Source organism: Anaerotignum faecicola (assembly GCF_003865035.1).
Lineage (GTDB): Bacteria > Bacillota > Clostridia > Lachnospirales > Anaerotignaceae > Anaerotignum_A > Anaerotignum_A faecicola.
The window spans coordinates 1,020,298-1,034,946 of the sequence record NZ_BHVZ01000001.1 but is presented as its reverse complement, the minus strand read 5'-3'; the positions used below and the strand labels follow the sequence as shown (position 1 = coordinate 1,034,946).

Genomic DNA, 14,649 nt, shown 5'->3' with positions numbered 1-14,649 from the left:
AAAACCTTGCAGCAGAAAAGAGGAACCAAATGGAAAAAGAGCTTACCTGCCTGAGAAGCATTATTGCGGATTGCGATGAGCGCATCACCGCCGCACTGAAAACCAGAATGGAATGTATCGAAGGCATCATTACATACAAAAGAGAAAACGGTCTGCCCGTTTTGCAGCCGGAGCAGGAGAAAAAGCAGCTGGAACGGGTTGCCGCTGAGGTAGCAGGTACCATATTTGAGGAGGAAATCCTGCATATCTTCGAGGGCATTATCGAAAACAGCAAGCGGATTCAGGCGAAAACGCTGTTTGATAAAAATATCCTGCTCATCGGCTTCATGGGTGCAGGCAAAAGCACTGTTTCCGCCAAGCTGAGCGAGCTTCTGGCAATGGAAATCATGGAAATGGATGCCCATATTCAGGAAAAGGAGGGCATGAGCATCAAGGAAATCTTCGCAGTCAACGGGGAGGAATATTTCCGCAACTGCGAAAGCAATACCCTCATCGAATTACGCGAGAAAAAGCACATGGTTGTCTCCTGCGGCGGCGGTGTACCCCTCAGAGAGAAAAACGTGGAGCTGATGAAAAACAGCGGCTATGTGGTCTGGCTGACGGCAACGCCCGAAGCCATCTACGATAGAGTAAAGGACAGCACAGAGCGTCCTCTTTTAAATGGCAATATGAACGTGCCCTTTATTCAAAACCTGATGGAAAGCCGCAGAGAAAAATACGAAAGAGCGGCAGATATCGTGATTGATACTACCGGAAAGGAAATTGAGTCGATTTGTGAGGAACTGCTGCAAAAGCTTTCCGCACTAAGAAAATAAAAAAACTACAAAAGAGAGATACAAAGGAGGAACTATCTTATGTCTAAAAAATATCCCATCACAGTCAGCTCTTGGACACTGGGCGATCAGTGCAGCTTTGAGGAAAGAGTAAAAGCAGCCAAGGAGGCAGGCTTTGAAGGTATCGGTCTGCGTGCGGAAACCTATGTGGATGCACTGAACGAAGGTCTGTTTGATGCAGATATTCTGGCAATTCTTGAAAAATACGATATGAAGGTTACAGAAGTGGAATATATCGTGCAGTGGGCGGAGGATCACCGTTCCTATGAACAGAAATATAAGGAACAGATGTGCTTCCACATGTGCGAGCTGTTCGGCGTGAACCACATCAACTGTGGTCTGATGGAAAATTATTCCGTTGCACATACTGCACAGAAGCTGAAGGAGCTGTGCCACAGAGCAGGCAAATACACCATCGGCGTTGAGCCTATGCCTTACAGCGGCCTGCCCGATGTGAAAAAGGCGTGGGCAGTGGTAAAGGAAAGCGGCTGCGAAAATGCAAAGCTGATTCTGGATAGCTGGCATTGGCTGAGAGCAAATCAGCCGGTAGATCTCTCCGTTCTGGAAGGGATTCCCGCAGAAAAAATCGTTTCCGTACAGATTAACGACGTTTATGAAAGACCCTATGCGGCATCCATTCTGAGAGATGAATCCATGCATGACAGACTGGCACCCGGCACAGGCTGCGGCAATACAGCAGCATTCTGCCGTATGCTGAAGGAAAAGGGCATCGAACCCAAGGCAATGGGCGTTGAGGTTATCAGCGACGCTATTCTGGCAAAGGGTGTAGCGGAAGCGGCAAAATTTAACTTTGACAATACCGTAAAGGTGCTGCAGGAGGGCTGGCCCGAGGCAATGCCCGAAAAATAAAAGGAGGAAAAAAGATGGTTGTACTGATTGCGAAAAACACCGTAAAGGAAGGCTTGCAGGAGGAATTTCTGGAAATTGCGAAGGAAATGATTGCAAGAACCAGAGAGGAAGCAGGCTGTATCAGCTATGATTTGGCAGGCGACCAAAACGATACGCAGGTGTTCTACTTTATCGAAAAATATCAGGATGAAAAGGCGGTGGAATTTCATCGGGCAACCGAGTATTTCCAAACCTTAGTACCAAAAATTGCGGCGCTGCGTGTGAAGCCCTCCGAGGTCAGCACCTGCACCGTTGTGGAATAACAATAAATAAAAGAAAAACGGAACTGAAGCACGAAGGAAAAAACAAAAAGAGAGTAAGAAACGGAGGAGAAAACATGAAATTTGAAGCTATGTTTCAGCCCATTCAGATTGGTCCCATGACAGTGGCAAACCGCTTTGTTATGTCTCCCATGGGCAATAACTTCGCAAACACAGACGGCACCATGAGCGAACGCTCCGCATCCTATTACGGCGCAAGAGCAAAGGGCGGCTTTGGTCTGATTACATTCGAGGCAACCGTTGTTTATAAAGAAGCAAAGGGCGGCCCCAGAAAGCCCTGTCTGTATGATGACAGCACAGTCAGCAGCTTTCAGGCAGCCATCGCAGCCTGTCATCAGGCAGGGGCGAAGGTTTCCATCCAGCTGCAGCACGCAGGCCCCGAAGGCAATACAAAAATCACAGGCTACCCTCTGAAGGCAGCAAGTGCTATCCCTGCCTCCTGTGGCAGAGAAACACCCGAAGCCATCACAAAGGAAGAGCTTTATCGCCTGATTGAATGCTACGGTGATGCAGCAGTCAGAGCAAAAAAAGCAGGCGCAGATGCCGTAGAAATTCATTGCGCACATGGCTATCTGGTCAGCACATTTATCTCCGCAAGAACCAATAAGCGTGTGGACGAATTCGGCGGCTCCTTTGAAAACCGTATGCGTCTGCCGAAGCTGATTATCGAAAATATCCGTAAGAAAGCAGGCGATTCTCTGGCAATCCTCTGCCGTATCAATGCAACAGATGACGTTGAGGGCGGTCAGACTGCACAGGATGCCGCAGCAGTTGCCTCCTATCTGGAGAAGGAATGTGGCGTAGATGGACTGCACCTTTCCAGAGCCGTACATTTGCATGATGAATGTATGTGGGCTCCCAGCCTGATTCATGGCGGCTTCAGCGCAGATTATGTCACAGAAATCAAGCGCGCAGTTTCCGTTCCCATTATCACAGTCGGTCGTTATACAGAACCCCAGTTTGCGGAGCTGATGATTGCAGAGGGCAGAGCAGATCTGGTTGCCTTCGGCAGACAGAGCATCGCAGACCCCGAAATGCCCAATAAGGCAAAGGCAGGCAGATTGGATTTGATGAACCCCTGTATCGGTTGTTTGCAGGGCTGTGTTCCCAATATGTTCAAGGGCGAACCCATCACCTGTCTGGTAAACCCTCTGGCAGGCAGAGAAGCAGATTTCAAGCCTGCACAGACAAAGAAAAACGTTATGGTTATCGGCGGCGGCCCCGGCGGTCTGTACGCAGCCTTCACTGCGGCACAGAGAGGTCATGCTGTAGCCCTGTATGAAAAAGGCGACATTCTCGGCGGCAATATGCGTCTGGCTGCATACCCTCCCGGAAAGGGCGATATCACAAATATGGTAAGAAGCTATATCGCAAAATGCGAAGAATATGGCGTAAAAATGGTTATGAACACGGAAGTGACTCCTGCTATGGTTGCAGAAGCAAAGCCCGATGCAGTTATCGTTGCAACAGGCTCCAATCCTCTGGTACTGCCTATCCCCGGTATCAATGATACAGGTGTCATCCATGCAGGCGACCTTCTGGATGGTAAGGCAGCTGTGGGCAAAAAGGTTTTGGTTGTCGGCGGCGGCATGGTTGGCTGCGAGGTTGCAGATTTCCTGGGCGAGCTGGGTCACGAGGTATCCGTAATCGAACTGAGAGATCAGCTTGGCCCCGATGTGATTCCCGAACACCGCAAATTCCTCATGAAGGATTTTGATACTTATAAAGTACAGGGTGTAACAGGTGCAAAGGTAGCGCAGTTCTTCACAGACGGCGTATCCTACACACTGGCAGACGGCACCGAGGGCAGATTGGAAGGCTTCGACAACGTGGTTCTGGCGATGGGCTATCGCAATAACGATACCATCAGCGAGGAAATCAAGAAAATCGTTGCGGAGACCTATGTCATCGGTGACGCAGTGAAGGCAAGAAAGGCACTGGATGCAACCGCAGAAGGGCTGAATGCCGCACTGGAAATCTAACAAAAGAAAAAAATAAAGGAGGAAAAATACAATGGAAAAAAGAATCACAGGCAGAACAGGCATGTTTTGTTTGATCGGTACTCCTGTAGGGCATAGCGGCTCTCCCGCCATGTATAACTACAGCTTCGCACAGACCGGTCTGGACTATGCTTATCTGGCATACGATGTGCCTCTGGAAAAAACAGAGGAGGCAGTCAATGCACTGAAGGTGCTGGGCTGCAAGGGCTTTAACGTAACCATGCCCTGCAAAACAAGAGTTGCGGAGCTGGTGGACGAGCTTTCCGATGCGGCAAAGCTGATTGGTGCCTGCAATACCGTTGTGGTAAAGGATGGCAAGCTCTACGGCAATAACACAGACGGCATGGGCTTTGTCAGAAACCTGAAGGAAAACGGTGTTGATGTGAAGGGTAAGAAAATCACCGTGATGGGTGCAGGCGGTGCCGCAACTGCAATTCAGGTGCAGTGCGCACTGGATGGCGCAAAGAAGCTTTCCATCTTCAACAGAAAAGATGAATTTTACGCAAACGGCGAAAAAACAGTGAAAAAAATTCAGCAGATGGTGCCCGACTGCGAGGTCAGCATCCATCCTCTGGAGGAAACAGATGCATTGTATGCCGCAATCAAGGATAGCGATATTCTGGTAAATGCAACAAAGGTTGGCATGAAGCCTCTGGATGACCAGTCTCTGGTTGAGGATGTATCCGTATTCCACCCCGATCTGGTGGTAGCAGATGCGGTTTATAATCCCAAGGAAACAAAATTCGTGCAGTCCGCAAAGGCGGCAGGCTGTAAGGTCGCTGTCGGCGGCACAGGTATGCTGATGTGGCAGGGTGCTGCGGCATTCAACCTCTTTACAGGTAAGGATATGCCCACCAAGGAAGTATACGAACTGTTCTTTAAATAAAAAAGAACGGAATTTGCGGAGGGGTTCGGGGAAGTTTTATTCCCCGAATGGAATCCGCAGAGGGGGCTTTGCTCACTCGAGGAAAACTGCAAGTTTCTAAGCATTTATGCTGACGGAACTTGTCAGTTTATTCCTCTGTTTCAAACAAGTCGAAATCCTGATTTCGACTTAAGGTGTCGACTCAGTCGACACCGCAATGAAATACCTTCTCCATTCAAATTTAAAGATTTAAAATAAGAAACAAAAACCTCAAAAACATTATGCTTGTGTATAAACAATAAAGAAACGAAAACTATTCTAAATTCCCTAACTCATATAGAAAGCGGCTATCTCCTCGGATAGCCGCTTTTCATATCTTTCCTACTGCCTGCATATACATAACCAAGCGATAATCAGAGGAGTGCTTGGCTTGAAAACGTATATTGAGGAAAGGGCGGTTGAGGTTGCGAAATTTATGATACACACCAATGCAACAGTGAGAGAAACGGCGAAAAAATTTGGCATTTCAAAATCTACCGTGCATAAAGATATCACCGACCGTGTGGAGCGCATTGACCCGGAGCTGGCAAAATCCGTCCGTGCGGTTCTGGAGGTCAATAAAGCGGAGCGGCATATCCGCGGCGGCTTGGCAACGAGAGAGAAATACCTGCACAATAAAACGAAATAAAAAATAAGGCTATCTCAGATTTTTCTGATATAGCCTTATTTTTTCACAGCAGTGTCACCCGTTTTCCTTCTATTGCAATCAGCTCCTCCTCCTTCATTTTTTTGATTTCGCGCATCATGGCGCTGCGGTCAATGCAGAGATAATTCGCAAGCTTGAGCAGAGAAAAGGGCAGTAAAAAGCTCAATTCCCCCGTCTTTGTGCTCTGGATGCGGAAATAGCTCATCAGCTTGCCGCGAATGGAGCGATGGCTGAGGATATCCACCTTTTCCGTCAGCGTGACAACCTTATTCCCCATCAGCTGCAGCATATTTTCCGCCACCTGCGTATGGTGCGGACAGGCATTCAGGCACCGCTTGGAAATATGGTGCTTTTCGATAAAGAGCACCGTGCAGTCCTTTTCGCAGATGGTCAGAAACGCATCCTCCTGATTGGCAAAGGCAAACGCTGCCCCGAATACGCCCGTATCCTCCAGGTATTCCAGTAAGTCCAACGAGCCGTCTATGCTGATGCGGTTGACAGAAACTGTCCCCGAAAGCAGCAGGCAGATATAATTTTTTTCCCCCTCGTGCGTGGGAATGATGTCCTTTTCCCGAAAGCTGCGCTTCGTCATTTCAAAGCAGGGAATCATTTTTTCCAGTTCTTCTGTCGAAACGTGCGTAAAGAGTTCATTTTTCAATAAATTTTCCATATTTTTTCGCTCCTTGTTGCAAATGCAACACTTCTTTTTCTAAAACAATGATATCATATAAATAAACAAAAGAAAAGCAGAAAATAAAAAAAGAAAAGAGAAGATAGACGGAGAGAAAACGCGTATTTGAAAGGAGAGCGGCAGCATGAAAACCTTACAGCTGAAACAGGATTTTTATTGGGCAGGGATTTTGGATAAGAACCTGCGTGTATTTGACATCATCATGTATACGGAATTCGGCACCACCTATAATTCCTACATTCTCAAGGCGGGGGATGAAACGATTCTTTTTGAAACCGCGAAGGAAAAATTCTTCGGAGATTACAGAGCGGCATTGTCCGAGCAGCTGGATATCGCGCAGATTGATTATATTGTTGTAGATCATACCGAGCCGGATCATGCCGGTTCCATCGCCCATATCATTGCGGAAAACCCTCAGGCGAAAATCATCGCGACCCCTACGGCAATCAGCTTTCTGAAAAATATCGTGAATGAGGATTTCTACAGCATTCCCGTCAAAAATGGAGATGAGCTGAAAATCGGCAATAAAACCCTGCAGTTCTTCCTTCTGCCGAATCTGCATTGGCCCGATACCATGTATACCTATATCAAGGAGGATAAAACCCTTGTTACCTGTGATTCCTTTGGCTCTCATTATGCCCATGAGGGGATTCTCAGAAGCACCGTAACCGATACGGAGGGCTACCTCAGAGCAACAAAATATTATTTTGACAACATCCTCGGCCCCTTCAAGCAGCCCTATATGACAAATGCGCTGGAGCTGGTGCATTCCCTGGATATCGACATGATTTGTCCCGGGCATGGTCCCGTTCTGGATAGCCATATTCCGGAGCTTCTGGCAATCTATGCCGAATGGTGCAAAATCCCCACGAATGAGAAAACAACCGTTGTCATCCCCTATGTCAGTGCGTATGGCTATACAGAGCAGCTGGCGGAAAAGATTACCGAGGGTATCCTTGAGGCGGGCGACATCGCGGTCAAACGTTACGATTTAGTTACGGCAGACGCGGCAGAGGTTGCGGCAGAAATCGGCGCAGCGGATGGTATCCTTTTCGGTACGCCGACCATTCTGCAGGAGGCATTAAAGCCCATCTGGGATCTGACAACAGGCATGTATCCGCCGATTCATGGCGGCAAGCTGGCATCTGCCTTCGGCAGCTATGGCTGGAGCGGCGAAGGCGTGCCGCATATCATTGCACGTCTGAAGCAGATTCATCTGCGTGTGGTAGATGGGTTCCGCGTGCGCTTCAAGCCCTCTGAGCGGGAATTGGCAGAAGCGGTTTCCTTCGGCTATCAGTTCGGTCTGAAGCTGTTAAAGGGCGAGGAAAAGAAAAAGCCTTCTGCAAGAGGGACGCTCGTGAAATGTCTGGTCTGCGGTGAAATTTTCGATTCCTCCATCGAAACTTGTCCTGTCTGCGGCGTTGGGGCTGAAAATTTCGTGCCTGTGGCATCGCAGGATACAGATTTCTGCAGGGATACAGAGGAACGCTTTGTGATTCTGGGCGGCGGTACAGCGGCGCTGCAGGCGGCAAAGGCGATTCGTCTACGCAACCGAACCGCAGAAATTACCATGCTTTCCGAGGAAAAGGAGCTGCCCTATGATCGCCCTATGCTGACAAAGAACCTGTTCGGCGCAGTCAGCGGCGGCGCGATTGCAAGCGTTTCTGCAAAATGGTATCAAGAAAATCGCATTAACCTGCAGCTGGAAAGCAGGGTTGCAGCTCTGGATGCGGAGAAAAAAGAGGTTGTCCTCACAGACGGCACGGTTTATCCCTTCGATAAGTGCATCTATGCACTCGGCGCGCATAGCTTTGTGCCGCCCATCAAGGGCAATGATTTGCCGCAGGTAGCCGTTGTGCGTTCCATTGCAGATGTGGAAAGAGTCAATGCGTTGGTGCAGGACGCAAAAAATGCCGTTGTCATCGGCGGCGGCGTGCTTGGGCTGGAGGCGGCTTGGGAGCTGCGTCGCTTCGGTCTGGATGTTACGGTTCTGGAAAGCGCACCTGTGCTGATGGCAGGCAAGATTGACGCGCCTACAGTCAGAATGTTGACAGGCATTGCGGAATGTAAGGGTATTTCCATTCTGACAGGTGTACAGATTGCGGAAATTAGCGGCACGGAGCGTGTGACAGGCGTGAAGCTGGCAGGCGGAGAAACCGTAGCGGCGGATCTGGTGATTTTCTCCACCGGTGTGAGAGCAAATATCGCAGTGGCGCAGGCGGCAGGATTGGCAGCAGACAGAGCCGTTATCGTAAATGAAAATATGGAAACCAACGTGGCAGGCATTTATGCCGCAGGGGACTGTGCGCAGTACGCAGGCGCAAATATTGCCCTCTGGCCTGTAGCGCAGGAAATGGGGCGCATTGCAGGGGCGAATGCGGCAGGAGAAGCCCTTTCCTATCAGCCTGAGATAAACGCACTCAGCTTCCACGGCATGGGTACTTCCCTTTATGCCATCGGAGATATCGGCACAAGGGCGGAAATCCCCTATAAAACCGTTGAAATCAAGGATGAACAGAATCAGGTTCTGAGAAGAGCCTATTTCCACCACGGAATTCTTTGCGGTGCAATCCTCTTGGGAGATACCTCCCGCATGGCAGAGGTAACAACCGCAATTCAGGAAAAGAAAACGCTGAAGGAAATGCTTGAAAAGGTATAAAAAAGAAAAGGGAGTTCGCAGAAATTGCGAACTCCTTTTCTATTACTCTGTTTCATCCACCTGTTTTTTCAGGAACACGAATTTTCCGTTCTGAATCTGTTTCAGATAAGCCGTATCGCGGATGGCATCGCCGTTATCGTCGAAGCTGATATCCCCCGTTACGCCCTCATAATCCACCTCATACAGTGCGTTTCGCAGATCCACGCTTGTCAGCACATCCTTCGTCCCGTCCAGACTTTCCAGTGCTGTCACCATCGTCATATAGGCATCATAGCCCAGCGCGGAAACCGCCGCAACCTCGTCTGTGCCGCCGTTCAGCGCAATGCGCTCCGCGTTCTGCCGCAGGTAGGACTGAAAGCCGCGGACGAAGGTTTTCGCCTGCGTGGTCGCGCTTACTTCGAAGGGGGAGGAGAATACAACGCCCTCTGCCGCCTCGCCGATTGCCTTTACCATGGAAAGGTTTTCCCAGGTATCTGCCGCAAGAACGGGTGCAGTAATGCCGCTTTCGCGAATCTGGGGCAGCAGAACCTCCGCCATAGCTGTGGAGCAGGGCAGGAAGATGCAGTCGGGATTGGTTTTCTGAATTTTCTGCAAAATTTCGTCAAACTCGGTTTCGCCTGCGTGGTAGGCCTCGTCTGCAACCACCTTGCCGCCGATTTTTTCATCTGTAAATGCCTGTCGGAAATAAGCCGCAATCCCTGTGGAATAATCATCCCCGTTCTGGCTGATAACAGCCGCAGTCCGATATCCCTGCTCTGCCGCATAGGATGCGATTACTCTGCCCTGAAAGGGGTCCATGAATGTTGTGCGGAAATAATATTTATTGCCTGCGGTTACCTGCGGATTTGTGCAGGATGCGCCGATGGCAGGCACGTTTGCGTCCGCAAAGGTCTGTCCTGCGGCATTGGAAACACCTGAGCCGTAGGAGCCGATTACCCCTGCAACGCCTTCCACAATCAGGCTTTCTGCCGCAGCAACAGCCGCTACCTTGTCGGATTGATTGTCTGCCTCCACCAGCTCAATGTTGTATACCGTACCGTTTAGCTCCACGGTTGGCACGATTGCATTGGCATAGCGGATGCCCAGAACCTCCTGCTTGCCGCCGTTGCTGTTTTCGCCCGTGGTTGGCTCAAATACGCCGATTTTGATGGTGTGCGTGGCTTCGGTTTCATCCTTCTCTGCCGCCGTAATCTGCGTGCCGGGGCCGGAAGAAGCCGCATCGTCATCGTCATTGCCGCCGCATGCCGCCAGAGAAACTGTCATCACAGAGGCAAGCAGAAGCGCAGTCATTTTTTTCATTCTTACAACCTCCCATAAATGGATTCCGGAAAGCATCAAACCGGAAAATGTCGTTTTTGAAAGGAACCGAAGGGCCTTCTTTGCCCAAACCGGAAGAAGGGATGCTTTTGTGTTCCTAAAAATATTACCATAAGATGTCCTTCGGCGCAAGAAACGGATATCTTGGGACTGGTAAAGTTCATTTTTTTTCAGTATAATAAAAGGGGAATTTGGTCGGTTTTTTGTAAACGACAGAGATGAAAAGGAAAAAAGGAGGAATTGCTTTTGGCTAAGGTAGATGAAATTTTTAAGGCAAACTGCAGACAGATTCTGGAGCATGGCTTTTCAACGGAAAATGAAAAGGTGCGTGCAGTCTGGGAGGACGGCACCCCTGCCCACACGATTAAGACCTTTGGCGTGGTGAATCGCTATAATTTGCAGGAGGAATTTCCGCTGATGACGCTGCGTTATACCAACTGGAAGGCGGCGATTGATGAAATCCTCTGGATCTGGCAGAAAAAATCCAATAATGTAAACGATTTGAACAGCCATATCTGGGATTCCTGGGCGGATGAAAACGGTTCCATCGGCAAGGCGTATGGCTATCAGCTTGGCGTGAAGTATAAATTCCCTCATGGTGAAATGGATCAGGTGGATAACGTGCTGTGGCAGCTCAAAAATACACCTGCCTCCAGACGTATCATGACGAATATCTATAATTTTGCCGATTTGACGGAAATGGGTCTGGAGCCCTGCGCCTATAGCATGACCTTTAATGTAACGGGCAATCGTCTGAATGGGATTCTCAATCAGCGCTCGCAGGATACGCTGACCGCAAATAACTGGAACGTGGTACAGTATTCCGCGCTGCTGATGATGTTCGCGCAGGTGAGCGGCTTAGAGCCGGGCGAGCTGGTGCATGTCATCAGCGATATGCACATTTATGACAGACATATTGATATGGTAAAGACCATGCTTGACCGTGAGCCATTGCCTGCACCCAAGGTGCGCCTAAATCCGGAGGTAAAGAATTTCTATGATTTCACCGTGGACGATTTCATTGTGGAGGATTACGAGTACGGCAAATCCATGGGGCGTGTGCCTGTTGCGATTTGATTGCCGATAAGGAGGAAAAACATGGATATAATTGTTGCCGTTGATGCAGACTGGGGTATTGGCAAGGATGGAGACCTTTTGCAGCGCATTTCCGCAGATATGAAATATTTTCGTGAGAAAACGACGGGAAATGTGCTTGTGATGGGGCGGAAAACGCTGGAATCCTTTCCGAATAAAAAGCCCCTGCCGAATCGGGTGAATATCGTGCTGACGAAAAATAAGGACTATCAGGCGGAGGGCGTTGTGTTGTGCCATGATTTGGCAGAGCTGCCTGCCGTTCTGGAAAATTACGCCGGGAAGCAGGTTTTTGTTGCCGGCGGCGGCACGGTTTATGCACAGCTTTTGCCACAGTGCGAACGTGCCTATGTCACGAAGATTTATCAGACCTATCCCGCGGATACCGCCTTCCCGAATCTGGATGAAAACCCCGATTGGGAGCTGGAGGAAAAGGGCGAAATGCAGGAGGAGAAGGGAGTAAGGTTTTCCTTCGATGTGTATAAAAAGAGATAAAGAAAAGGAGTCGAAAGACTCCTTTTTTGTAAATTCTCTTAAAACAGTTTTTCCACATCCTCCGTGGTTTTTGCAATATAATCCGCGCCATGCGCCTCAAACTCATCCCTGTCCCCATAGCCGTACTCCACAGCAATGCAGGGAATCCCGATGGCATGTGCGCCCTCGATATCGAATTTTCTGTCGCCAATCATGATGACATCGTCTTTCTTCGCCTGCATGGTCTCCAGCACATAATCAATGACCTTCGCCTTATTGTCCCTGCCGACCTCTCTCCTGTCACCGCCGATGACCTCAAAATAGTCCGCAATTTCAAAATGCTCCAGAATCCGCACTGCCAAGTCCTCCTTTTTCGAGGTTGCAACGGCAAGGCGTTTCCCCTTTTTTCGCAGTGCCTGCAACAGCTCTACCACGCCGGGGAACACGCTGTTTTCAAACAGCCCAATCGTTGCATAGCGTTCGCGGAAGATGGCAACGGCTTTTTCCGCCATTTCCTGCGCCATGCCGAATTCCTTCGTAAAGGACTGTATCAGCGGCGGCCCTACGATAAAATGCAGCTCCTCAGCAGACCAGATGCGCTGTCCCATTTTTTCCTGCATATACTGCGTGGAACGGATGATGCCTTCCTCAGAATCGGTCAATGTGCCGTCCAGATCGAAGAGGATGATGCTTTGCTTCAATGTATCCATATCAATTTCTCCTTGTTTTTTGCTCTGTAACCTGCATTATTCTAGCAGAAATCAATCGGAACTGCAATGCCCTACGCCAATTCTCCTTTCTTTGCCAGAAGCAAGCTGACCTCCTCGAAAAAACACCCCAAGGCTGCCCAAAGCGGCGCGTAATCCAGACGGATTAACCCCAGAACGGAAAGGGGATTGTTCCCATAATCCCAGGGGCAAACGCCTGTTGCCAGACGAATCAGCCCTCCTGCGGCAAATTCCACCAGAAAGATGGTCACGCTGTATAGCCCAAGCTTCTGCCAAAGCGGACAGCTTTTCCGTACCGCCAGAAATAGAGGCGAAGCAAACGCCGCCGCACCGTAAATGGGAAACATCCATAAATATGTTTTCGCTGTGAGTGCGCCATCTCCCAGAAGCAGGGAATGGAATCCCGTCCAGAGGATTTCGATGCACCAGCCTAAGCAGCCGAATATCAGAAATCTTTTTGTCATAATTTTAATATGGCAGAATCGGTTCGTTTTATTTTAGCAAAAACTGTTTTTCAAGCTGAAATCCGCTTTCGCCTATTGCTCCGTCAGCACGCTTGCAAGCGTTTTTGCCAACGGTTCCATAGCATTCCATATTTCCGCCTTCGTATTTGTCTGCGCGCCGACCTCAATCAGCGTGGAGCGCGGCAGCATGTGCAGGCTGAACCGATACGCATTGAGATAAATTTTGCGGCTGAAGCCGGGGTAAAGCGCATCCGCCGCCTTTTTCATCTGTAGGCTGAAGGCAAGATTTTCCTTTAAATACGGGTTTTCCAAGCCGCTGATTGCCTGCGTTGTGCCGTTTTTATTCAGGCGGCAAAGCCCATTGAAAAACATCACCTGCGCGCAGGGTCTGCCGTTTATGTTCGTCACAAGCCGTGTGCTGTCTCCCACGCCGTCCCGATGCAGGTCGATGCAGACCTCAATGGAGGGATGCTCTGCCAGAATTTTGCGAATCGGCGGCTCCATCCGCTCGTATGCCCCTGTGATTTGCCCCTTGCCGTTCACCACGTCATATTGCCCGTCATCATGCAGTACCCCGATGCCATATTCCTCCTCCAGAATCCGCTTCAGCTCCTCTCCTGCGCCCCAGATGCCCTCGGAAAGCCCCTTACTCATGTCGCTGTCGGCAAAGCCTTCATGGGCATGGGTGTGGAAAATCAATATTTTTGGCTCCTTCGTGGTCTTTTTTATGCTAAAATCAAGCGCCAATGCTTCTTCTGCGTCAATGTCCGAGGGAAGCAGGGCGGTACGGCTGTCAATGATGTAATAGCTGCTTCTGAGGTAGGAAAAATCCCTGAGCCTTGCCATCTCCTCTGCGGAAACAGAAAGCGTGCGTCCGCCCTTGGTGACGGCAGGTGTTTGGGAAAATTCCACATCCTTCGTACCGAAAACCTTTGCGGAAAGCGATTCTGTCTTTTCTGTGTAAGGGAGGAAGGAAGCCGCAGCTTGTCCCGGCAGAACCTCCGCCATGGCAAATGCGCCGCCCCCCATGCCGAAGAAGAAGGGCAGTGCCAGCAGAAAAAGCACCAGACCTGCCAGATTTAAGGCTCCTTTGTTCTTTTTTTGCACGATAGCTGCCTCCTTTCCTCTTGCTATTCTATGAGAAAGGGGCGGAAAACAGAACGAAAGGCGAGCCTTGCAATTCCCCCTTGCGGCTTTTATAATGAAAGGAAAAACGGAAGGGGAGAAAGGCATGACAGAAGTGGTAGCGGCACTCATTTGGAACGGAAATAAATTTCTTGCCTGTCAGCGTCCTGCAAATAAAGCAAGAGGGCTTTTGTGGGAATTTGTCGGCGGCAAGGTGGAGCAGGGAGAGACAAAGGAAGCGGCGCTCATCCGCGAATGTCGGGAGGAGCTCGGCATTACGGTCGCAGTCGGCGCGGTTTTCATGGAGGTTGTGCATGAATACCCCGATTTGACCGTCCATCTGACGCTCTTTCATGCGAAAATCGCAGAGGGCGAGCCGCAGAAGCTGGAGCATCACGATATCCGCTGGATCACCACAAAGGAGATTGATGCTTACCCCTTCTGCCCTGCGGATGTGGAAATCCTCAGAAGGCTGAAGCAGGAATATTAAAAAAGGCTTTCCCTG

15 protein-coding genes are annotated in these 14,649 nt (G+C 49.7%); 10 read left to right on the top strand and 5 right to left on the bottom strand.

Annotated elements, in window-relative coordinates; translation table 11 throughout:
• The first annotated feature begins 29 nt into the window (after positions 1-29).
• The 6 genes from EJE48_RS05060 (at position 30) to spoIIID (ending at position 5,576) form a co-directional block, all read left to right on the top strand.
• The gene (locus EJE48_RS05060; protein WP_124984344.1) at positions 30-815 is read left to right on the top strand and encodes a shikimate kinase; all 786 of its coding nucleotides are present in this window, start codon (positions 30-32) and stop codon (positions 813-815) included.
• Positions 816-854: 39 nt separating this feature from the next.
• Complete coding sequence (locus EJE48_RS05055) at positions 855-1,703, top strand: sugar phosphate isomerase/epimerase family protein (protein WP_124984343.1); 849 nt, start codon at positions 855-857, stop codon at positions 1,701-1,703.
• A gap of 14 nt (positions 1,704-1,717) precedes the next feature.
• Complete coding sequence (locus tag EJE48_RS05050) at positions 1,718-2,005, top strand: putative quinol monooxygenase (protein ID WP_124984342.1); 288 nt, start codon at positions 1,718-1,720, stop codon at positions 2,003-2,005.
• Positions 2,006-2,079: 74 nt separating this feature from the next.
• Entirely contained in the window at positions 2,080-4,005 is a 1,926-nt protein-coding gene (locus EJE48_RS05045; RefSeq protein ID WP_124984341.1) for an oxidoreductase, read from the top strand.
• 31 nt (positions 4,006-4,036) lie between these two features.
• Positions 4,037-4,909: a shikimate dehydrogenase gene (gene aroE, locus EJE48_RS05040; RefSeq protein WP_124984340.1), complete on the top strand. Its 873-nt coding sequence runs from the start codon at positions 4,037-4,039 to the stop codon at positions 4,907-4,909.
• Positions 4,910-5,318: 409 nt separating this feature from the next.
• Complete coding sequence (spoIIID, locus tag EJE48_RS05035; protein ID WP_016407256.1) at positions 5,319-5,576, top strand: sporulation transcriptional regulator SpoIIID; 258 nt, start codon at positions 5,319-5,321, stop codon at positions 5,574-5,576.
• Positions 5,577-5,619: 43 nt separating this feature from the next.
• On the opposite strand, the gene EJE48_RS05030 is transcribed toward spoIIID, so the two are convergent.
• Positions 5,620-6,264 carry a Crp/Fnr family transcriptional regulator gene (locus EJE48_RS05030; protein WP_124984339.1) on the bottom strand — a complete coding sequence of 215 codons (645 nt, stop codon included), beginning with the start codon at positions 6,262-6,264 and terminating at the stop codon, positions 5,620-5,622.
• 145 nt (positions 6,265-6,409) lie between these two features.
• On the opposite strand from EJE48_RS05030, the gene EJE48_RS05025 reads away from it, so the two are divergent.
• Entirely contained in the window at positions 6,410-8,944 is a 2,535-nt protein-coding gene (locus EJE48_RS05025; RefSeq protein WP_118581415.1) for an FAD-dependent oxidoreductase, read from the top strand.
• Positions 8,945-8,986: 42 nt separating this feature from the next.
• Here EJE48_RS05025 and EJE48_RS05020 read toward each other — a convergent pair whose 3' ends face one another.
• Positions 8,987-10,243: an ABC transporter substrate-binding protein gene (locus EJE48_RS05020; RefSeq protein ID WP_243107960.1), complete on the bottom strand. Its 1,257-nt coding sequence runs from the start codon at positions 10,241-10,243 to the stop codon at positions 8,987-8,989.
• Between the two features lie 264 nt (positions 10,244-10,507).
• On the opposite strand from EJE48_RS05020, the gene thyA reads away from it, so the two are divergent.
• The gene (gene thyA / locus EJE48_RS05015) at positions 10,508-11,338 is read left to right on the top strand and encodes a thymidylate synthase (RefSeq protein ID WP_118581412.1); all 831 of its coding nucleotides are present in this window, start codon (positions 10,508-10,510) and stop codon (positions 11,336-11,338) included.
• A 21-nt stretch (positions 11,339-11,359) separates the two neighbouring features.
• Positions 11,360-11,848, top strand: a complete 489-nt coding sequence (locus EJE48_RS05010) for a dihydrofolate reductase (protein WP_016407261.1) — start codon at positions 11,360-11,362, stop codon at positions 11,846-11,848.
• A 38-nt stretch (positions 11,849-11,886) separates the two neighbouring features.
• Here the strand turns inward: EJE48_RS05010 and EJE48_RS05005 are convergent, their stop codons facing one another.
• From EJE48_RS05005 to EJE48_RS04995, 3 genes are all read right to left on the bottom strand, one after another.
• Positions 11,887-12,537, bottom strand: a complete 651-nt coding sequence (locus EJE48_RS05005; RefSeq protein ID WP_118581409.1) for an HAD-IA family hydrolase — start codon at positions 12,535-12,537, stop codon at positions 11,887-11,889.
• Positions 12,538-12,608: 71 nt separating this feature from the next.
• Positions 12,609-13,019, bottom strand: coding sequence for a putative ABC transporter permease (locus tag EJE48_RS05000; protein ID WP_118581406.1), 411 nt, complete (start codon positions 13,017-13,019; stop codon positions 12,609-12,611).
• Positions 13,020-13,091: 72 nt separating this feature from the next.
• The gene (locus tag EJE48_RS04995) at positions 13,092-14,126 is read right to left on the bottom strand and encodes a stage II sporulation protein P (protein WP_160117318.1); all 1,035 of its coding nucleotides are present in this window, start codon (positions 14,124-14,126) and stop codon (positions 13,092-13,094) included.
• A gap of 124 nt (positions 14,127-14,250) precedes the next feature.
• Between EJE48_RS04995 and EJE48_RS04990 the strand changes: the two genes are divergently transcribed.
• Positions 14,251-14,634, top strand: coding sequence for a (deoxy)nucleoside triphosphate pyrophosphohydrolase (locus EJE48_RS04990; RefSeq protein WP_118581529.1), 384 nt, complete (start codon positions 14,251-14,253; stop codon positions 14,632-14,634).
• Positions 14,635-14,649 lie beyond the last annotated feature (15 nt).

Bases quoted from the DNA above. Each gene is read 5' to 3' on its own strand.
- aroE (WP_124984340.1), top strand. From the start codon at position 4,037: ATGGAAAAAAGAATCACAGGCAGAACAGGCATGTTTTGTTTGATCGGT.
- EJE48_RS05060 (WP_124984344.1), top strand. From the start codon at position 30: ATGGAAAAAGAGCTTACCTGCCTGAGAAGCATTATTGCGGATTGCGAT.
- EJE48_RS04990 (WP_118581529.1), top strand. From the start codon at position 14,251: ATGACAGAAGTGGTAGCGGCACTCATTTGGAACGGAAATAAATTTCTT.
- EJE48_RS05000 (WP_118581406.1), bottom strand. From the start codon at position 13,019: ATGACAAAAAGATTTCTGATATTCGGCTGCTTAGGCTGGTGCATCGAA.
- EJE48_RS05020 (WP_243107960.1), bottom strand. From the start codon at position 10,243: ATGAAAAAAATGACTGCGCTTCTGCTTGCCTCTGTGATGACAGTTTCT.
- EJE48_RS05055 (WP_124984343.1), top strand. From the start codon at position 855: ATGTCTAAAAAATATCCCATCACAGTCAGCTCTTGGACACTGGGCGAT.
- EJE48_RS05045 (WP_124984341.1), top strand. From the start codon at position 2,080: ATGAAATTTGAAGCTATGTTTCAGCCCATTCAGATTGGTCCCATGACA.
- EJE48_RS05005 (WP_118581409.1), bottom strand. From the start codon at position 12,537: ATGGATACATTGAAGCAAAGCATCATCCTCTTCGATCTGGACGGCACA.
- EJE48_RS05030 (WP_124984339.1), bottom strand. From the start codon at position 6,264: ATGGAAAATTTATTGAAAAATGAACTCTTTACGCACGTTTCGACAGAA.
- EJE48_RS05010 (WP_016407261.1), top strand. From the start codon at position 11,360: ATGGATATAATTGTTGCCGTTGATGCAGACTGGGGTATTGGCAAGGAT.
- EJE48_RS05025 (WP_118581415.1), top strand. From the start codon at position 6,410: ATGAAAACCTTACAGCTGAAACAGGATTTTTATTGGGCAGGGATTTTG.
- EJE48_RS05050 (WP_124984342.1), top strand. From the start codon at position 1,718: ATGGTTGTACTGATTGCGAAAAACACCGTAAAGGAAGGCTTGCAGGAG.